This window comes from Nocardia flavorosea (assembly GCF_015477805.1).
GTDB lineage: Bacteria > Actinomycetota > Actinomycetes > Mycobacteriales > Mycobacteriaceae > Nocardia > Nocardia flavorosea_A.
In genome coordinates, this window is the sequence record NZ_JADLQL010000001.1 from 1,714,830 (window position 1) to 1,735,286 (window position 20,457).

Below are 20,457 nucleotides of genomic sequence, written 5' to 3' on the forward strand. Positions count from 1 at the left end.
CGGCCCCCCTTCACTGACGAAAGGCGTTACTTTCCGAAACCCGCCCGCCGCAACGCGTCGGCCATGGCGCCGTTCACAGGTGCATTATCCCGCCGATTACCACGGCCCTGGCCCCGATTGCGGGCCGCATCGCCGCCGCGGCCCTGGCCACCGCCCTGACCGGCGCGACCGCCCGCATTACCTTGCCCCCCGCGGTTTTTCGCGCCGCGGCCCTGGCCACCGCGGTCCGCTCCGCCGGCGTGACCGGCGCCGTCGCGGCCACCGGAACCGCGGCCGCGGTCGCCACCGGGCCCCTGGCCGCGTTCGGGTTTGCCGACGCCGGGCTCGTCGTCGAGCCGCAACGACAGCCCGATCCGCTGACGCGGAATATCGACCTCGAGCACCTTCACCTTGACCACGTCACCGGATTTGACGACCTCGCGCGGGTCGCGGACGAAATTCTTCGACATCGCCGAAACGTGTACCAGCCCGTCCTGATGCACGCCTACATCGACGAAGGCGCCGAACGCGGCGACATTGGTGACCACGCCCTCGAGCACCATTCCGGGTTGCAGATCGGCGACCTTCTCGATTCCGGCGGCGAATTCGGCGGTTTTGAATTCGGGCCGCGGGTCACGACCCGGTTTCTCCAGTTCGCCGATGATATCGGTGACTGTCGGGACACCGAAGGTCTCGTCGGTGAATTCGGTGGGGCGCAGGCTGCGCAGGACGGCCTCGTTGCCGATGATCTCGGCGATTCCGCTGCCGGTGCATTCGAGGATCCGGTGCACCACCGGATAGGCCTCGGGATGCACCGCGGAGGTGTCGAGCGGGTTGTCGCCACCGCGGATCCGCAGGAAGCCGGCGCACTGCTCGAAAGCTTTGGGGCCCAATCGGGGAACATCGAGCAACGCGGCACGGCTCGGGAAACGGCCGTTGCGATCGCGGTGCGCGACGATACTCTCCGCGACCGACCCGGTAATTCCGGAAACGCGGGACAGCAGCGGAACCGACGCCGTGTTCACATCGACGCCGACCGCGTTCACGGCATCTTCGACCACCGCGCCCAGGGACCGGGCCAGCAGGGTTTCGGAGATATCGTGCTGGTACTGCCCCACTCCGATGGATTTCGGTTCGATCTTGACGAGTTCGGCCAGCGGATCCTGCAATCGGCGGGCGATGGATACCGCGCCGCGCAACGAGACATCGAGTTCGGGAAGCTCCTGCGAGGCATACGCGGAGGCCGAGTACACGGAGGCGCCGGCCTCGGACACCACGATCTTGGTCGGCTTCTTCTCCGGGATCCGCTCGATCAACTGCGCGGCGAGCGCATCGGTTTCCCGGGAGGCGGTGCCGTTACCGATGGCGATCAACTCGACCCCGAACCGCTCCACCAGCGCGGCGAGGACGGCCAGCGATTTCTCGGTCTGGTTCTGCGGTTTGTGCGGATAGACGACCTCGGTCGCCACGACCTTGCCGGTGCCGTCGACCACCGCGACCTTCACCCCGGTGCGGTAACCGGGGTCCAATCCCATAGTGGCGCGGGTACCGGCCGGTGCGGCCAGCAGCAGATCCCGCAGATTGGCGGCGAACACCTCCACCGCATCGCGTTCGGCGGCCTGCCGCAACCGCATCCGGGTATCGATACCGAGGCTGACCTGCAGTTTGGTCCGCCAGGCCCAGCGCACCGTATCCAGCAGCCAGGAATCCGCGGGACGGCCCTCGTCGGCGATCGAGAACCGCTGCGCGATCCGCGCCTCATACAGGCTGCGTTCGCCGGGCGCGAGTTCGGAATCCGCGGGTTCGGGATCGAGCTGTACCGAGAGCACCTCTTCCTTTTCGCCACGCAGCAGCGCCAGGATCCGATGCGAGGGCAGGGCGGTGAATTCCTCGGCGAAGTCGAAGTAGTCGGCGAATTTGGCCCCGGCCTCTTCCTTCCCGGCGCGCACGGTCGCGGTGACCCGGCCGCGGGTCCACATCATCTCCCGGAGTTCGCCGACGAGATCGGCGTCCTCGGCGAACCGTTCGACCAGGATGGCCCGCGCGCCGTCGAGCTGCTCGGCGGTGTAGCCGGCCGGATCGGTGGCCGGATCGCCGAGCAGGGCATCCGCCACGGGTTCGTGGCCGGCTTCGCGCGCGATCTGGGCTTTGGTGCGACGCTTGGGTTTATAGGGCAGGTAGATATCCTCGAGGCGGGCCTTGGTCTCGGCCAGCAGCAGCTGACGGTGCAGGGCTTCGTCGAGTTTGCCCTGGCTGCGGATGGATTCGATAACGGTGGCCCGGCGTTCGTCCAGTTCACGCAGATAGTGCAGGCGTTCTTCGAGAGTGCGCAGCTGGGCGTCGTCCAGGCCGCCGGTGATCTCTTTGCGATAGCGCGCGATGAACGGCACCGTGGACCCGCCGTCGAGTAGTTCGACGGCGGCGGCGACCTGGTTCTCGCGCACCGCCAGTTCGTCGGCGATGCGCCGGGTCACGGTGCCGGAAACGGCCGGGCCGGCACCGGCGGTTGCGGTCGAGTCGGTCTGGATCGTGTCGGGACCCGAGGTCTCTGGCGCTGTCGTCACGACCCGCACACTACCTGCGCCGGATGACAGGCGAACCCGGCCCGCCCTGCACCACCGGCCCCGGCGCCGATACCGCTAACCGGCCGCGGTGCGCCCCTGATCCCGGAGCAGGAAGCGCTGAATCTTACCGCTGGGCGTTTTGGGCAGATCCGTGACGAAATGCACCCGCCGCGGATAGGCGTGCGCGGCGAATTTCTTCTTGACCAGGCCCTGCAGCTCTTCGGTCAATGCATCGGTGCCCGTGACCCCGTCGCGCAGCACCACGAACGCTTCCAGCACCTCGCCACGGAGTTCGTCCGGCAGGCCGACGACCGCGGCCTCGGCGACATCGGAGTGCAGGACCAGCACACTTTCCACTTCGAACGGGCCGATCCGGTAGCCGGCCATGATGATCACATCGTCGTCGCGGGCGGAGAAGTGGAAGAAGCCCTCGCTGTCGCGGGAACCGGCGTCCCCGGTGAGGTACCAGCGGCCGTCGGGTGTGTAACGCTGCGCGGACCGTTCGGGGTCGCCCAGGTACCCGACGAACCACAGCAGGGCACTGTGCTGGGTATCGATGGCGATCCGGCCGAGTTGTCCGGGTGGGGCCTCGATATCGGCGTCGTCGGCGAGCACGGCGCAGGCCCAGCCGGGCAGGGACCGACCCATCGACCCGGCGGGCGCGCTCGCGTTCAGTTCGTCGTGCCAGGCGTTGCAGATCACCATGCCGTGTTCGGTCTGGCCGTAGTGATCGCGAACCGCGACGCCGAGCGCCTCGGCCGACCAGGCGACCACCTCCGGCGTCAGCGGTTCGCCAGCGGACGACGCGCGACGCAATCGGGCCGACTGTCCGTCGGACCCGGCCCGCAATGCCCGGTAGACCGTCGGCGCGGCCGCGAAGTTGGTGACACCGAACCGGTGCAGCACCTGCCAGGTGAGGTCCGGGGAGAAACCGGCGTGCAACAACAGACTCCGGGTGCCCGACACCAGGGGGCCGAGGATGGCGTAGTAGAGACCGTAGGCCCAGCCCGGATCGGCGGCGTTCCAGAAAACATCGTCGGGCCGCACGTCGAGCGCGAATTCCTGGTAGGCGTGGAAGGAGGCCAGTGCGCGAACCGGAATCGGTACGCCCTTCGGTGTCCCGGTGGTTCCGCTGGTGAACAACTGGACCAGCAGGCCGTCCCCGCCCACCGTCGCCGCGGCGGCGCCGGTGTCCGCGGCCGGGAGGTCGTCCAACCGCACGGCGCCCGGGATATCGGCCGGGCCCGCGACGACAGTGCGCCACGGCGGATCCGCGGGAATATCCGCGCCCGGTGCCAGTTTGCCCGCCTGATCCGGATCGGTGATCACGACGGCGGCTTCGGCGGCGCGCAACCGGAAAGCGATCGCCGGTGGCGCGAAGGCGGTGAACAGCGGAACATGGACCGCCCCGCGGCGCCAGATGGCCAGCAGCACCGCCACCAGATCCGCGGATTTCGCCATCAGCGTCGCGACCCGATCCCCCGGCCCGACCCCGAGACCGGCCAGCGCGGCCGCGTGCCGTTCGGAGCGTGCACGCAGTTCACCGTAGGTCAGATCGACCGACGAGAGATCGCTCTCGACAACTGTGAACGCGACGGCATCGGCCGGGTGCCGGTCGCAGAGCAGCTCGGCTGCGCACGCATCGGCACGGTCGTAGGTGTCCAGCAGTTCACGCACCCGCGTATTCGGGTCGGCACCCATCTCGCATCTCCTCGGTTCATCGATCCGGTGTTGCAATAGGATGTAGGTCACAGTTCGTCGGCACTACCCCCGAAAAGGGGTGAACCTCCATGACCTCTACTCCCGCGTTGCTCCGCCCCCGCGACAGCGATGCGCTGCGCGCCGAGATCCGCCGGCTGGCGGGCATCACCGGGGTTCCGGTGCTTTTCGGCGGCGAAGTGCAGGCCGATACTCTGCTGCTCAGCGAGTTCTGCGGCGTTCGCACCAATGGTTTGCGCGGCTTGACAGTGCGGCGCGCCTCCGGCCTCGGCGGGCGAGCCTTCGATTCGCGGCGGCCCGCGGCGGTGACCGACTACCGCAGCGCACTGTCGATCACCCACCATTACGACGGACCGGTGCTGGGCGAGGGGATTCGCTCGGTTCTGGCGGTCCCCGTGGTGGTGGACGACCGGTCACGCGCCGTGCTGTATGCGGCGACGCGCGGCCCGGGCCCGCTCGGCGGGCGTACGGCCGAAGCGCTGTTGCAGGCCGGTCGCCGGCTGGCGGCGGAGATCGCGATCCGCGACGAGGTGGATCGGCGGTTGCGATTGCTCGACGCGGTGGCGCCGTCACCTGCTACCGGCGGCGCGCTCGCCGAGGAGGTCCGCGCCGCGCACGCGCAGCTCCACACTCTTGCGGACGGATCCGCCGATGCACAACTGGGCGAGGCGCTGCGAACGGTCGGCGACAAATTGGCCAGGGCGCTGTCGGGCGCACCCGTCCCGGGGGCGCCCCGGCTGTCCCGCCGGGAGATCGATGTGCTGGTGCACGTCGGGCTGGGATGCCCGAATCGCGTTGTGGCGCAACGACTTTCGTTGGGGCCGGAAACGGTCAAGAGCTATCTGCGCAGCGCGATGCACAAACTCGACGCCCGGACCCGGCACGAGGCCGTGTTCGCCGCTCGCCGCTTCGGCCTCATCCCGTGATTCCGGACAAACCTGCACGGACTCCGATCGCATCTCGGATCGCGGATCCCCGGCTTCGGCTCTGCCGCTGATCCGGCAGCGTGCAGCGACTCCCGCCTCGGCGACTGTTTCCGCACCACTCGCGAATGTGCTGCCACTGCCGCCCTATCGGAGCGAATACCGGCCGTGTCGAGCTGTGACCGAGCCCGCTTCCGTTTCGCCACGGTGACGCCTGGGCCGACCCGGTCCCGGTCAGTCGGCACCGGACAGCAGATCCGGGCGGCGTTCGCGCGTACGGATCAATGACTGCTCCCGGCGCCAAGCCGCGACCTTGGCGTGGTCACCGGACAGCAGGATCGGCGGGACCTCGAGTCCCCGCCACGACACCGGACGGGTGTAACTGGGGCCTTCCAACAGACCGTCGGAGAATGAATCCTGTTCGTGTGACTGTTGATTACCGAGAACACCGGGAATCAACCGCACCACCGCCTCGGTCATCACGAGGACCGCCGCCTCGCCGCCGATCAGTACGTAATCGCCGATACTGACTTCTTCGACCCGGACCCGGCGGGCGGCATCGTCGAATACCCGCTGATCGATTCCCTCATACCGGCCACAGGCGAAAACCACATGCCGTTCACCGGACCAGCGGGCGGCGGTTTCCTGGGTGAAGGGCACCCCGGCCGGGGTCGGAACCACGAGCAGGGCATCGTCCGGGCACACCTCGTCGAGCGCGTCACCCCAGATCGTGGGTTTCATCACCATGCCGGGGCCGCCGCCGTACGGCGAATCGTCGACGGATTTGTGCACATCGTGCGTCCAGCGACGCAGATCGTGCACATCAACTGAGAGCAGGCCCTTTTCTATTGCCTTGCCCAGTAGCGCGGTACGCAGCGGCTCCAGGTATTCGGGGAAGATGGTGATCACGTCGAGCTTCACGCCGACCGCCTCATTCCGGATCCAGCAGGCCCTCGGGCGGGTCGATCACGATCAGCCCGTCGGCGATCGACACCGTCGGCACGATGGCAGTGACGAACGGGATCAGGATCTCCCGGCTGCCACCGGCGGCGCGGACCGACAGCAGTTCACCGGCCGCGGAATGCAGCACCTCGGTGACCGAGCCGACGGCGGTACCGTCGGTGAGCTCCACGCGCAGACCCTCGAGTTCGTGATCGTAGAACTCGTCCGGATCCGCCGCCGATCCCAGATCCTCGCTGTCCACCAGGAACAAAGTACCGCGCAAGGCGTCCGCGGCCGCACGATCGGTGATCCCCGTCAGCTGCACGAGGAGCCGGCCCGAATGTTCCCGGGCCGATTCCACGGTGAAATTCCGCACCTCTTTCGACCGGGCGGCCCGGCCCCGCAGGGCCGAGCCGGGCGCGAAACGCGCCTCCGGTTCGTCGGTGCGTACCTCGACGACCAGTTCGCCGCGCACCCCGTGCGATCTGGCGACCCGGCCGACTACGAGTTCCATCTACTGATCGGTGTCGACCACGTCGACCCGGATACCGCGGCCACCGATACCGGCGACGAGAGTGCGCAACGCGGTAGCGGTGCGGCCGCCCCGGCCGATGACCTTGCCCAGGTCGTCGGGGTGGACGTGTACCTCGACGGTGCGCCCGCGGCGGCCGGTGATCAGCTCGACGCGCACGTCATCGGGATTGGCGACGATACCGCGGACGAGATGTTCCACGGCATCGGCGACGACGACGCTCATTACTCGGAAGCCTCGGCGGATTCGGTGGCCTCAGCCGATTCGGCCTCGCCGTCCTTGTCCTTCTTGGCCTTCTTCTTCGGGGTCACGGCCTCGGTGACCGGCTCGTTGTCGGCGGCGGCCAGCGCGGCGTTGAACAGGTCCAGCTTGGACGGCTTGGGCTCGGCGACCTTGAGGGTGCCCTCGGTGCCCGGCAGGCCCTTGAACTTCTGCCAGTCGCCGGTGATCTCCAGCAGCCGCTGCACGGGCTCGGTCGGCTGCGCGCCGACACCCAGCCAGTACTGCGCGCGCTCGGAATCGATCTCGATCAGCGAGGGCTCTTCCTTGGGGTGGTACTTGCCGATGGACTCGATGGCCCGGCCGTCACGGCGGGTGCGGGCGTCCGCGACGACGACGCGGTACTGCGGGTTGCGGATCTTGCCCATACGGGTGAGCTTGATGCGAACAGCCATCTGCTGATCTACCTTTCATAGTGGTCACGGCGCAATTCAGCGACTCACGCGGTTCGCGAGCCCGGTTTTGCGGATGAAGTGTGTGACCGCCGCGCGGTACGTAACCGGAGACGGGCTGACACTGTCCGGAAGGACGATCGACCATTCTGCCAGACGCAGGTCCGAGCCCGAAATCGTGCCGGCGCCGCGTCCGTGCGGCCACCGGGGACGAACCCGGTGAACGCAAGTAGGGGCCGAAAAGTTCAGGCGAACTCGCTACCCGAGCCCAGCGGACGACTCGGCGCGATATCCGGAGCGGCATCTCGCCGGCACGACGTACGCACTACGGGCCGCAACGGTTCAACCGATCGCTGCAGACCCGGTTACGCCGACGCAAATTCGCAACGGACGCCGTCGCGTCGACCGATTCCGGCCGGCCTACTTTTCCGGGAACTTGAACTTGGAGAGATCGAAGTTCTCCAACCCGGGCGGCAGCTGATCGAGCCCCGGGGGCATATTCGACAGGTCCGGCATACCGCCCCCCGCGGGCATACCGGGCATCCCCGGGAAACCGCCGCGCATCTTCGGCTGGGTCGGGCCGCGACCGCCCTTCTTGCCCTTCTTCCCCTTCTTGTTCTTGGTACGCCGGTTACCGCCGGGCATCCCCATCTGCCGGCCCATCGCGGTCATCATCTTGCGCGCCTCGAAGAACCGGTCGACCAACTGGTTGACATCGGAGACCTGCACCCCGGACCCGTTGGCGATCCGCAGCCGGCGGGAGGCGTTGATGATCTTCGGATTATCCCGTTCCGCAGGCGTCATACCGCGGATGATGGCCTGGACCCGGTCGAGTTGTTTATCGTCGACCTGGGCCAGGACGTCCTTCATCTGGCCCGCACCCGGCAGCATCCCCAGCAGGTTGCCGATGGGGCCGAGCTTGCGGATCGCCAGCATCTGATCGAGGAAATCCTCGAGGGTGAGTTCACCGCTGCCGATCTTGCGCGCGGCCTCCTCGGCCTGCTGCGCGTCGTAGACCTGCTCGGCCTGCTCGATGAGGGTGAGCACATCGCCCATCCCGAGAATGCGACTGGCCATCCGATCGGGGTGGAAGACGTCGAAATCCTCCAGCTTCTCACCGGTGGAGGCGAACATGATCGGCTCGCCGGTGACGTTGCGCACGCTCAGCGCGGCGCCACCGCGGGCATCACCGTCGAGTTTGGTGAGCACCACACCGGTGAAACCGACGCCGTCGCGGAACGCCTCGGCGGTGGAGACGGCGTCCTGACCGATCATGGCGTCGAGGACGAACAGGGTCTCGTCCGGTTTCACCGCATCGCGGATGCCGGCGGCCTGCGCCATCAACTCGGCATCGATACCGAGCCGGCCGGCGGTATCGACGATCACCACGTCGTATTGTTTGGCCCGCGCCTCGGCGACACCGGACTCGGCGACCGCGATCGGATCGGCCGCGGTGATCCCGAGCGCGTTCTCCCCGCCCCCGATGGAGGTACCGGGATGGGGTGCGAACACCGGCACGCCGGCACGTTCGCCCACCACCTGCAACTGGGTGACGGCCCCGGGACGCTGCAGGTCGCACGCTACGAGCAGCGGCTGATGCCCCTGATCGCGGAGCCATTTGGCCAGCTTTCCGGCGAGCGTGGTCTTACCGGCACCCTGCAGACCCGCGAGCATGATCACCGTCGGCGGCGTCTTGGCCAGAGTCAGGCGCCGGGTCTCGCCGCCCAGGATGGCGACGAGCTCCTCGTTGACGATCTTGACGACCTGCTGGGCCGGGTTCAGCGCCGCGGAGACCTCGGCGCCCTTCGCGCGTTCCTTGATCCGGGCAATGAATCCGCGGACCACCGGCAGCGCGACATCGGCCTCCAGCAGGGCGAGGCGGATCTCCCGGCAGGTGGCGTCGATATCGGCCGGCGACAGGCGGCCCTTACCGCGCAGGTCCTTCAGGGCACCGGTCAACCGGTCGGATAAAGATTCGAACACCTGGCGCGCTCCTGATCTCGAGTGACGTCACTGAGTCCCAGGGTAATGGGGGTCCCAGCGTAGCGGGCGCGGCGGCGTAACGTGCTCGCACCGTCGGTGCCGCACTGTACTCGAGAACATCGCGGCGCAGCCGGTCAACCGGAGGTCGGGGTGGAGAAACCGCGCTGGTAGTCGTGTTGTTCGACGGCGACCAGGTACGCGGCTTCGCGGCCGGTGAGGCCGAGGCCGCGGGCCAGGGAATCCAGCTGCGACCAGTCGTCGTCCGGCGGGACGCCGGTGGTCGCGACGGCGGCGGCCACGGTCATCGCGGCCATCGCCTGGGGTTCGGTGAGCGTACGCCCGGGCAGCCAGGTCACCACCCAGTAGGCGTCGCCCACACATCGGGCGATATGAGGGGTCATATCGCTGGTCATGATCGACGAGGTCACCACTTGGATTGCCACCGACCTGCTCCCCTCATGAGCGCGACAGCTGACTCCCGAAATGGTAGGGGCCCGCGACCGAGCGACTCAGGACCTGCTGGCAACTGAAGAGCAATCGACGCGCAACGGTGACCTTCGCCACAGGACATACCGGTCACGACCGTGCCCGCACCTGTCCGGGTACGCCCGGGGCGGTGTTCAGCTGCCTTCCTGCTCCGGGGTTTTGCGCGGCGCCGGCTGCGGAACTTCCGCCAGCATGGCCTTTTCGATGGCCGACCGCCGGTGCGGACCGGCGTCCGCACCCAGATCCACACAGAAGACGTCGGCGACGAACGATCCCATGGTCACCACCTTCGCCCAGCGCACATCGGCACCGGCGTCCGACAGCACGGCGGACAGCCGGCACAGCAGGCCGATTCGATCCTCCGCCCGTAGCTGCACGATGAACCGGCCCGCGACCGGGGTCTGTGTCCACAGCAACCGCGGTTCGGCCCGGGCACATCGCGCCGCGGCAGGCGTATCCCGTTCCCGCGCGGTCAGCACGGCGCGCACATCGAGGTCTCCGGCGATCGCCCGTTTGAGTTCCTGGCGCAGCAGGCCGGCGTCCGGCGGGGACCCGAAGGCCGGTGTCACGACGAAGGTGTTGATCGCCGACTCCCCCGCCCCGCCGACCGCCGCCGACAGCACCCGCAGCGAATGCAGCGCCAGCACGCCGGCGGTATCGGCCAGCAAACCCGGAGTGTCGGGGGCGATGACGGTGGCGATGTAGGTGTATTTACCGTCGGCCTGGGATAATTCGACGTGCACCCCACCGGCGGCGGCCCGAGCCAGCAACTGTTCCGGTACGGGTTCGGGCTCGGGGAGTTCCTCGCCTGCCATCACAGCGCGGCAGCGCCGCACCAGTTCACCGATCAGCGTCGCTTTCCAGTCACCCCAGACGCCCGGTCCGGTGGCCAGCGAATCCGCCTCCGCCAGCGCATGCAACAGTTCGAGCCGCCGCGGATCGTGGTGCAGCGTATCCGCCACGTACTGCACCGTGGCCGGGTCGTCGATATCGCGGTGGGTGGCCACATCCGGCAGCAGCAGATGGTGGCGCACCAGATCACTGAGAATCTGCACATCCGCCGGCCACAGACCCAGCCGGCGCGCGATCTGGGTGGCGAGCTCGGCGCCGACCACACAGTGGTCCTCGACGCGGCCCTTGCCGATATCGTGCAACAACGCGCCGAGCGCCAGCAGGTCCGGACGGGCCACCCGGGTGCTCAATGCGCTCGCGTAGGCCACGGTTTCGACCGAATGCCGGTCCACGGTCCAGATGTGCAGGGCGTCGCGCGGCGGCAGATCGCGCACCGCCCCCCATTCCGGAAGCAACCTGCCCCACAGACCGGTTCGGTCGAGCGCCTCTACCGCGTCGATCACCCCGCGGCCGGAACCGAGCAGCACCAGCAGATCGTTGAGCGCGTCTTTCGGCCACGGCTCACGCAGTTCCGGGGCGTCCTCGGCCAGCCGGTTGAGGGTGGTCGCCGACATCGGCAGACCGGTTTGCGCCGACGCCGCCGCCACCCGCAGGATCAGGCCGGGGTCGCGTTGCGGCCGGGCGTCCCGGGCCAGTACCACCTCACCCGCATGTTCGACGACCCCCTCGTCCAGGGGCCGCCGCACCGGCACCCGCCGCAACCGCGCCAGTCCCCGCCGCGGTAACGCATTACCGGCGGTACGCAATCCGACATCCACCGAATAGCCGACGGTGCGGGCCGCGTCGCTGAGCGTCCGGGCCAGCTCGAACCGGTCCCCTATCCGCAGTGCCGCGCCGATTTCGTCGGCATCCTGGGCGCGCAACTGGTCGCGTGCCCGGCCCGCCACCCGGTGCAGTTCGGTGCGGACGTCCAGGAGCCGTCGATGCGCCTGGGCCAGACCACCGCCGGGCGTATCCGGCCCCAGCCCCGGCATGGCATCGGTGAGCTGCGCGATCGCCAGCGCGTCCAGGAGTTGGATATCGCGCAACCCGCCGCGGCCGTTCTTCAGATCGGGTTCGGTGCGGTGGGCGATCTGCCCGCTGCGGTCCCAGCGGGCGCGGACTCCCGTGAGCAGTTCGTCATAGCGACCGCGGATACCGCGGCGCCAATCCTTACGGATACCGGCGATGATGCGATCGCTGAGTTCGGGGTTGCCCACGATATGACGGGCATCCAGCATCCCGAGTGCCGCGACCAGATCATCGGCGGCGACCCGCAACGCCTGTGGCACCGTCCGCACACTGTGGTCGAGTTTGATGTGGGCGTCCCACAGCGGATACCACAACCGGTCGGCGATTTCGGCGACCCGCTTCGGGTCCATATCCTCGTGCAGCAGCACCAGGTCCAGATCGGAGTAGGGCAGCATCTCGCGCCGGCCGAGGCCGCCCACGGCCATGATCGCCAGGCCGCTGTCCGGGGTTATCCCGACCTCCGTGCCCTTACTGGTGAGCCACAGCTCGTACAGGTCGACCAGTGCCGACCGCAGCGATTCGGCGTCCAGGCGGGGATGCCGGGGTTGCCCGCCACCCAGCAACCGGTTGCGGGCGCGGACCAGATCGGCGGCGCCGTTGGACAGTTCCGCGGATTTTCCCGGCCGCTGCGCCGCCCGCACGTGCTCCCGTTTTTGCCGTTCGGCACCCAAACCACACCACCACCCGTCACACCGGCGGCCCCGCCCCGACCGGAAACGGTGGGAGCGGGGCCGCTGTCGTTGTCTACACACACTCCTCGCGCGGGAGGCGATCCCGTAACGCCGAAAGCATTGCGGTCTCGCGCGCTGCCGGCACGGCAGGTTCTATAGCGCGTCGGTGCCGCGTTCGCCGGTACGCACCCGGACGATCGTCTCGACCGGGCTCACCCAGACCTTGCCGTCGCCGATCTTTCCCGTGCGCGAGGCATCGACGATCAGATCGACGACCCGGTCCACCGAGGCGTCGTCCACCACGACCTCGACCCGCACCTTCGGGACGAAATCCACCGAGTACTCGGCACCGCGGTAGACCTCGGTATGGCCTTTCTGCCGGCCGTAGCCCTGGACCTCGCTCACGGTCATACCGAATACGCCCGCCTGTTCCAGACCGGTTTTGACGTCTTCGAGCGTGAACGGTTTGACGATTGCGGTGATCAGTTTCATGGGGTTCATGCCTCCTTGCCGGCCGAACGAGCGGTTCCACCCAGTGCAGCGAAATCGTATGCCGTTTCCGCGTGTTCGGAGTCGTCCATACCGCCCGACTCCGCTTCGGCGTCGGCACGCAGACCGATCGTGAACTTGATCGCATACGCGATCACCAAAGCGATCACGAAGGAGTACGCGAGCACGGCAACCGCACCGAGCGTCTGCCGGCCGAGTAGCTCCAGATCGCCGCCGTAGAACAGGCCCTCGGCACCCGCGGGCGCCTCGGGAGCGGCGAACAACCCGATCAGTACCGTGCCGAGAATACCGCCGACCATGTGGATACCCACGACATCGAGCGAATCGTCGTAACCGAACTTGAACTTCAGGCTCACCGCCAGCGCGCAGACCGCACCGGCGATCACCCCGATGGCCAGCGCGCCGAGTACGTTGACCGAAGTACAGGACGGGGTGATGGCGACCAGCCCAGCCACGATACCGGAGGCGGCGCCGAGCGAAGTGGGCTTACCGTCGCGGATCTTCTCGACCACGAGCCAGCCGATCATCGCGGCTGCGGTCGCGACCAGGGTGGTGATGAAGGCGGCACCGGCGACACCGTCGGCGGCCACCGCGGAACCGGCGTTGAACCCGAACCAGCCGAACCACAGCAGAGCGGCGCCCAGCATCACGAACGGCAGGTTGTGCGGCCGGAAGGGAGTCTTGGGCCAGCCGGCGCGTTTGCCGACCACGATCGCGAGGGCCAGCGCGGCGGCGCCGGAGTTGATGTGCACTGCGGTACCACCGGCGAAGTCGATGGCCTCGACCTTCGCCATGATCCAGCCGCCGCCCCAGACCCAGTGGGCGACCGGGAAGTACACCAGGGTGACCCAGATGGCGCTGAACGCCAGCCACGCCCCGAACTTCAGCCGGTCGGCGACCGCACCGGAGATCAGCGCCACGGTGATGATCGCGAACATCGCCTGGAACGCGACGAAGACGGTCGCCGGAATGTTCCCGAACAGCGGGACACCGGCCGATTCGTCACCGAATCCGGCGATCAGCGTTTTCAGGCCGAAGAACTGCCCCGGATCGCCGAGTAGCCCGCCTCTATCGGTCCCGAACGCGACCGAGAAGCCGAACAGAACCCAGAGCACTGTCACGACAGCCATCGCGCTGATGCTCATCATGATCATGTTGAGCACATTCTTGCCCCGGACCATACCGCCGTAGAAGAACGCCAGGCCGGGTGTCATCAGCAGTACGAGCGCGGCGCTCGTCAATATCCATGCGGTATCGCCGGCATTGGGCGCCCCGATCACGGTTTCCACCAGTTACCTCCCTCATCTTCCGGCCCGCCGCCTGCGCGACTTCGGGCCCGCCAATGAAGGGTCCTCATTCGGTGTTTCAACCGTGACGCTCCGGTGTTTCACCTACGTGAATGGATCACACCGTCGTGTTTCCACTGTGTTGCCGCCGTCGTACCTGCTGGTCACCGCGTCTTGTGAGGTCGCCCGGCCCGGCGTCCGCCGACGCCGGGCCGGCCGCCTGTCAGTCTGCTGGACGCCGCCGGGCGGCCGTGGTCAGCCGAGCAGCGCGTCCACGAACGCCGACGGTTCGAACGGAGCCAGATCGTCGGCGCCTTCGCCCAGACCGACAAGTTTGACCGGGACTCCGAGCTCGTGCTGGATCTGGAAGACGATCCCGCCCTTCGCGGTGCCGTCCAGTTTCGTCAGCACCACACCGCTGATATCGACCACTTCGGCGAAGATCCGGGCCTGCATGAGCCCGTTCTGCCCGACGGTGGCATCCAGTACCAGCAGCACCTCGTCCACCGACGCCTTCTTCTCCACCACCCGCTTCACCTTGCCGAGCTCGTCCATCAGCCCGGTCTTGGTGTGCAGGCGACCGGCGGTATCGATGAGTACCGCGTCCACACCGGAGTCGATACCGGTGGCCACCGCGTCGAAGGCGACGGCAGCGGGATCGGCGCCCTCCTTACCGCGGACCGTATCCGCGCCGACCCGCTCGCCCCAGGTCTGCAACTGGTCCGCCGCGGCGGCCCGGAAGGTATCGGCCGCGCCCAGCAGCACCCGGCGGCCGTCGGCGACGAGTACGCGGGCGAGTTTGCCGGTGGTGGTGGTCTTACCGGTGCCGTTGACCCCGACGACGAGCAGGATCGACGGGTGGTCGGGGTGCGGCAGCGCGCGGACGGAGCGGTCGAGTTCGGGCCGCAGCGATTCGATGAGCACATCACGCAGCACCGCACGCGCCTGGTCGGCGGTGCGCACACTGCGCGCGGCCATCTCCTCCCGCAGCCGTTCCACGATGACGCTGGTGACGGCCGTGCCGATATCGGCCAGCACCAGTGTGTCCTCGACCTCTTCCCACGATTCCTCGTCGAGGTCGCCGCCACCGAGCAAACCCAGCAGGCTTTTGCCGACCGCGTTCTGCGACCGCGACAACCGCCCGCGCAGCCGGGTCAGCCGGCCGGAGGTGGGCTCGATCTCCTCGACCTCGGGGACGAGATGGGCACCGGCCGCGGTATCGGGCGCGACCACCGGGGCTTCACCCGACGTCGATTCCGCGGGCGGTGTGGTCGCGGTATCCGGTGCGGTGGTGCTCGCCGCGGCAACCGCGCCACCGGTCTCCGGCGCGGGCGTTTCGGTCTCGGCCGGTGTCGCGGTCTCGGTCTCCGGCCGCACGGGAGTTTCTGCCTCGGGCGCCGCGGATTCCTCCGCAGCGGAAGGCGCAGGCGCCTGCATCTCGGGCGTGACAGGAGCCGCCGATTCCGCGGGAGCGGCGTCGGGCTCCGCTGTTTCCGTCTCGCGGGGCGCGGTCGTGCCGGCCGCGGAAGCGCCGAGCGTATCGCTCTGCGCGCCCGTCCCGGTTTCCGGCGGCAGGGTCGTCTCCGGTTCCGGCGGCGCGGTGGCCCCGCCGCCCGGCGCCTCCGGTGCGGTGGTGGTCGCGGTGTCGACAGCATCGGGCAGCGGCACATCGGTGATCCCGCGGCGGGGGGCGTCGCGCGGTATCGCTGCATCGTCGCCGATATGTGGCTGCCCCTCGGTATCCGTCCGCTCAGCGGGACTCGGGCGCGCGGGCGCCGCGGTAGCGCCCTGTCCGCCCTGACTGAAACTGAATCCACCGGCCGCCTGGTATCCACCCGACCGGTCGGCCAGCTCCCGTTTCTCCGTCGGTGGGGTCAGCGAGACCCGGCCGCGTTTGTACCGGACGAAGCCGGCCACGAGCGCGACCAGCAGTACGGCGGCGATCGCTGCGATCAGAATCCAAGCTTGCGCACTCACACCGCCCATCCTTGCAGAGCCGGTGCGGGCGGCCGCCGACCCCGCCCGGCCCGCGCGGCGGGCGCGCCCGCGCACGCTGCACCTTCCCAGCTCAACCGGGCGAACATGACCGGTGAGATTTCTTGTCCTGCGGAAGTTCTCGCTACAGGCCAATAGGATCGGCGATGTGACCGATCGAAACGTGCTTGGGGGTCCGCTACAAGAGTGCGGCACCGATCCTCTGACCGGGTTCTACCGGGACGGCTGCTGCAGCACCGGCCCGGAGGATCTGGGCAGCCACACCGTGTGCACGGTCGTCACAGCCGAGTTCCTGGAGCACCAGGCATCCATCGGCAACGATCTGAGCACACCGCGTCCGGAGAACAATTTTCCCGGCCTGCAGCCGGGCGACCGATGGTGTGTAGTGGCGGTGCGCTGGTTGCACGCGCACGAGGACGGTGTCGCGGCGCCGGTGATACTGGCGGCGACCCATGAGAATGCCCTGGAAGTGATATCGATGGAGATCCTGCGAAAATACGCGGTCGATGTACCCGACGACGTCAGCGATCTGCTCTGAGACCTGTTCTGACCAATCGACCGGCCGCGGCCGCACCGTTGACCGGTCCGGACGCGTCGCGTCGCCCGCTCGGTCGTCGGCACAGCCGGTGGCGGGTGTCCGGCGATATCACGCCGGTGCGGGGGCGGGAGTGACGTTCTGCCCACGCAGACGTTGCGAGATCACCTGGGTGATGCCGTCGCCACGCATGCTGACACCGTAGAGCGCGTCGGCGATCTCCATGGTCGGCTTCTGGTGGGTGATCACGATCAGCTGGCTCTTCTCGCGCAGCTGTTCGAACAGTCCGATGAGCCGACGCAGGTTGGTATCGTCGAGCGCCGCCTCCACCTCGTCCATCACATAGAACGGTGAAGGTCGCGCACGGAAGATGGCGACCAGCAGCGCCACCGCGGTCAGCGATTTCTCGCCGCCGGACAACAGCGACAACCGCTTGACCTTCTTACCCGGCGGCCGCGCCTCCACCTCGATACCGGTGGTGAGCATATCGCCGGGATCGGTGAGCAGTAGCCGGCCTTCGCCACCGGGGAAGAGGGCCGAGAAGACCTGGACGAATTCCCGTTCCACATCGGCGTAGGCATCGGTGAAAACCTGCAGGATACGGGCGTCCACCTCGGAGACCACGTCCAACAGGTCCTGGCGGGCTTTCTTGACGTCCTCGAGCTGGGTCGCGAGGAAGTTGTAGCGCTCCTCGAGGGCGGCGAACTCCTCGAGAGCCAGCGGGTTCACTTTGCCGAGGGTCGCCAGATCCTTTTCGGCGCGTTTGGCGCGGCGCTCCTGCGAGGCCCGGTCGTACGGCATGGGCGCCGGTGCGGTGACCTGCTCCCCGCGCTCCTTGGCCTGCTCGTATTCGCGAATCTCCAGCTCACTGGGCGGTAGCGCGATATCGGGGCCGTATTCGGCGATGAGATCGTCGAGCGCGATACCGAACTGCTCGCCGATATTGGCCTCGAGCTGTTCGATGCGCAGCGCCGCCTGCGCCTTGGCGACCTCGTCGCGGTGCACCGCGTCGGTGAGTTGCCCGAGCTGGGTGCTCAATGCCCGAACCCGCTCCTTGATCTGGTCGACCGCGGTCGCACATTCGGTGCGCCGGCGCACCAGATCGTCGCGTCGGGTGGCGGCCGCCGCCACGACTCGCTCCAGTTCGGCGGACAGTTCGGCACCGGATTCGGCGACCGCCGCCGCGACCTGGGCGGCGCGCCGCCGGGCGGCCTGGGCGCGTTCCGCCCGGGCCCGGGCCTCGCGTTCGGTACGGGCGGTGCGGCGCAGCGACTCTGCTCTACCGCGCACCGATTCGGCGCGTTCCTCGGCGGTCCGCACCGCCAGCCGTGCCTCCACCTCCATGGTCCGAGCCTCGGCCAGTGCCGCGGCGGCTTCTTCGCGGGCCAGTGCGGCGGCCTCGGTGCCGGCGGCGCCGGCGGCATCGCCGGCGGCGTCGGCCTGTTCCAGTTCGGCGTGGCGGAGCCGGTCCTCCAGGTCGGCGAGCGCGGTGACCGCCTCTTCCCGCGAGGTCTCGGCGGCGGCCCGCTGCTCGAGCAGGCGTTCGGATTCGGTGTTCGCCGCGCGCACGGCCGCACCGAGCCGGCCCAGCCGTTCGTAGATGCTGTTGAGTGCCTGGTCCGATTCGTGCAGGGCCAGCAGCGCCTGGTCCACCGCGTCCTTGCGGTCGGCCTGTTCCTCCAGTGCCCCGGACAGGCTCGCCTCCAGTTCCTCGGCATGGCGTTGCGCGGCCCGCAGTTCGGTTTCGGCGGTGTCGATTTCGGCCTGGATCTCGAGGCGGCTCGGCGCGCGATCGGATCCGCCGACCAGCCAGCCGGATCCGGCCAGATCGCCCTCCCGGGTGACGACCCGCAGCTCGGGACGGGTCGCGAGAACTTCCGCGGCGCGGTCCAGATCGTCGACGACCACGACCCGGCTCGTCAGTGCGATCACCGCCGCGCGCAGCGAATCGGGGTAGCTCAGCACCTCGAGCAGCCGGCGCGCTGCACCGGGCAGCTGGGTGTCGTCCTCGAGTCCGGTATCCGCGGCGGCACCCTCGTAGACCAGCGCGGCCCGCCCGGCGTCGGCCTTGCCGAGCGCCCGGACGGCGCTGGCCGCCGTATCACCGGTATCGGCGACCACTGCCTCGGCCACCGGACCGAGGACCGCCGCGACGGCGGCCTCGTATCCGGGGTGCACGCCGAGCAGTTCGGACAGCGGTCCCAGCAGCCCGGCCGGCTGGTTCTCCGTCAGCCAGGCCGCCCCGTCGCGGCTGGCCAGGTTCATGCCGAGCGCTTCGATCCGCGCGGTCAGCGAGGCGACCCGCCGGCCGGCGTCGCGGTCCTCGGCGCGTAGTTCGGTGACGCGGTGATCGGCGAGCTCGAGCGCTTCGGCAGCGTGTTCGTGCTGAGCGTCGAGGCCGGCCTCCCCCGCGTCGAGTTCGGCGAGTTCGTCCTGCACACCGTCGTATTCGCGCTGCGCCTCCGCACCCCGGGCCCGCGCCTGGGTGAGGGCGGTGGTCAACCGGACGATCTCGGCATCGACGGATTGCGCTCTGGTGCGCAGGTTGTCGACCTGCCCCGACAGCCGGACCAGCCCTTCGCGGCGGTCGGCGATGGCGCGGACGGCGGCCAGATGCGCCTGTTCGGCCGCTTTGGCCTCGTGTTCGCGTTCGGCGAGCCCGTCCCGGGCGGCTTCGAGGGTTTCCGCGGCCATCTCGACGGCTTCGCGGAGTTCGGCTTCTTCGGCTTCGACCCGATCGGCCTCGGCTTCGAGCTGGTCGGGGTCACGGCCGGTATTCGCCGCGGGCGCGGTATCGAGATGCCGGGCCCGGTCGGTGGCGATCCGGGTGGTGGCATTGACGCGTTCGGCCAGTGCGGACAGCTGAAACCACAGCTGACCCGCCGCTTCGGCGCTGGGGGTGAGCCGGGAGAGTTCGAACTCCTGCTGGGCCAGGGCCGCGTTTGCCGCGTCGAGTTCGCTTTGCACGGTGATCTGCTGTTCCCGCGCATAGGCTTCCTTGCTCTGCTGACTTTCCAGCTCGGCCCGCCGGGTGACCAGATCGTCGGCTGCCAGCCGCAGCCTGGCATCACGCAGGTCGGCCTGCACTGTCTGTGCCCGGCGTGCCACCTCGGCCTGACGGCCCAGCGGTTTGAGCTGGCGGCGCAGTTCGGTGGTGAGATCGGTGAGGCGGGCGAGGTTGGCCTGCATGGCGTCCAGTTTGCGGACGGCCTTCTCTTTGCGTTTGCGGTGTTTGAGAACGCCCGCGGCCTCCTCGATGAAGGCGCGCCGGTCTTCGGGTCGCGATTCCAGGATCGCGGAGAGCTGTCCCTGCCCGACGATCACATGCATTTCGCGGCCGATACCGGAATCGCTGAGCAGTTCCTGCACATCCATCAGCCGGCACGAATTGCCGTTGATCTCGTATTCCCCGGCGCCGTCGCGGAACATCCGGCGGGTGATGGAGACCTCGGCGTAATCGATCGGCAGCGCGCCGTCGGAATTGTCGATGGTGAGCGTCACCTCGGCCCGGCCGAGCGCGGCCCGGCCGGAGGTGCCGGCGAAGATGACGTCCTGCATCTTGCCGCCGCGTAGTGCTTTGGCGCCCTGTTCGCCCATCACCCAGGTGAGCGCGTCGACGACATTGGATTTACCGGACCCGTTCGGACCGACCACGCAGGTGATACCAGGTTCGAACCGCAATGTCGTCGCGGACGCGAAGGATTTGAAGCCCTTCAACGTCAAGCTCTTCAGATGCAA

The 20,457-nt window shown here is 68.5% G+C and carries 15 protein-coding genes; 2 read left to right on the plus strand and 13 right to left on the minus strand.

Going from position 1 to position 20,457, the window contains the following annotated elements; genetic code table 11:
• Positions 1-26: 26 nt before the first annotated feature.
• Positions 27-2,507, minus strand: coding sequence for a Tex family protein (locus tag IU448_RS07715; protein ID WP_195055106.1), 2,481 nt, complete (start codon positions 2,505-2,507; stop codon positions 27-29).
• 111 nt (positions 2,508-2,618) lie between these two features.
• Positions 2,619-4,244, minus strand: coding sequence for an AMP-binding protein (locus IU448_RS07720; protein ID WP_195054720.1), 1,626 nt, complete (start codon positions 4,242-4,244; stop codon positions 2,619-2,621).
• Positions 4,245-4,333: 89 nt separating this feature from the next.
• On the opposite strand from IU448_RS07720, the gene IU448_RS07725 reads away from it, so the two are divergent.
• Positions 4,334-5,188 carry a helix-turn-helix transcriptional regulator gene (locus tag IU448_RS07725; protein WP_195054721.1) on the plus strand — a complete coding sequence of 285 codons (855 nt, stop codon included), beginning with the start codon at positions 4,334-4,336 and terminating at the stop codon, positions 5,186-5,188.
• 231 nt (positions 5,189-5,419) lie between these two features.
• Here the strand turns inward: IU448_RS07725 and trmD are convergent, their stop codons facing one another.
• The 10 genes from trmD to ftsY form a co-directional block, all read right to left on the minus strand.
• A complete protein-coding gene (trmD, locus tag IU448_RS07730; protein ID WP_195054722.1) occupies positions 5,420-6,106 on the minus strand; it encodes a tRNA (guanosine(37)-N1)-methyltransferase TrmD in 687 nt (228 codons plus the stop codon).
• A gap of 10 nt (positions 6,107-6,116) precedes the next feature.
• Entirely contained in the window at positions 6,117-6,641 is a 525-nt protein-coding gene (rimM, locus tag IU448_RS07735; protein WP_195054723.1) for a ribosome maturation factor RimM, read from the minus strand.
• Positions 6,642-6,884 carry an RNA-binding protein gene (locus IU448_RS07740; RefSeq protein WP_030521790.1) on the minus strand — a complete coding sequence of 81 codons (243 nt, stop codon included), beginning with the start codon at positions 6,882-6,884 and terminating at the stop codon, positions 6,642-6,644.
• Positions 6,884-7,333 carry a 30S ribosomal protein S16 gene (gene rpsP / locus IU448_RS07745; protein ID WP_195054724.1) on the minus strand — a complete coding sequence of 150 codons (450 nt, stop codon included), beginning with the start codon at positions 7,331-7,333 and terminating at the stop codon, positions 6,884-6,886. The genes IU448_RS07740 and rpsP overlap by 1 nt, the downstream gene beginning before the upstream one ends.
• Positions 7,334-7,750: 417 nt before the next feature.
• Complete coding sequence (gene ffh, locus IU448_RS07750) at positions 7,751-9,313, minus strand: signal recognition particle protein (protein ID WP_195054725.1); 1,563 nt, start codon at positions 9,311-9,313, stop codon at positions 7,751-7,753.
• Positions 9,314-9,447: 134 nt separating this feature from the next.
• Positions 9,448-9,756, minus strand: a complete 309-nt coding sequence (locus tag IU448_RS07755) for a hypothetical protein (RefSeq protein WP_195054726.1) — start codon at positions 9,754-9,756, stop codon at positions 9,448-9,450.
• Between the two features lie 177 nt (positions 9,757-9,933).
• Complete coding sequence (locus IU448_RS07760) at positions 9,934-12,363, minus strand: [protein-PII] uridylyltransferase (protein WP_195055107.1); 2,430 nt, start codon at positions 12,361-12,363, stop codon at positions 9,934-9,936.
• Between the two features lie 183 nt (positions 12,364-12,546).
• Positions 12,547-12,885: a P-II family nitrogen regulator gene (locus IU448_RS07765; protein WP_033241369.1), complete on the minus strand. Its 339-nt coding sequence runs from the start codon at positions 12,883-12,885 to the stop codon at positions 12,547-12,549.
• Positions 12,886-12,890: 5 nt separating this feature from the next.
• Complete coding sequence (locus IU448_RS07770) at positions 12,891-14,180, minus strand: ammonium transporter (RefSeq protein ID WP_324188547.1); 1,290 nt, start codon at positions 14,178-14,180, stop codon at positions 12,891-12,893.
• A gap of 264 nt (positions 14,181-14,444) precedes the next feature.
• Positions 14,445-16,166 carry a signal recognition particle-docking protein FtsY gene (gene ftsY, locus IU448_RS07775; RefSeq protein WP_195054727.1) on the minus strand — a complete coding sequence of 574 codons (1,722 nt, stop codon included), beginning with the start codon at positions 16,164-16,166 and terminating at the stop codon, positions 14,445-14,447.
• A 166-nt stretch (positions 16,167-16,332) separates the two neighbouring features.
• Between ftsY and IU448_RS07780 the strand changes: the two genes are divergently transcribed.
• Complete coding sequence (locus IU448_RS07780) at positions 16,333-16,722, plus strand: DUF2237 family protein (protein ID WP_033241367.1); 390 nt, start codon at positions 16,333-16,335, stop codon at positions 16,720-16,722.
• 108 nt (positions 16,723-16,830) lie between these two features.
• Here the strand turns inward: IU448_RS07780 and smc are convergent, their stop codons facing one another.
• Positions 16,831-20,457 carry a chromosome segregation protein SMC gene (smc, locus tag IU448_RS07785; RefSeq protein WP_195054728.1) on the minus strand — a complete coding sequence of 1,209 codons (3,627 nt, stop codon included), beginning with the start codon at positions 20,455-20,457 and terminating at the stop codon, positions 16,831-16,833.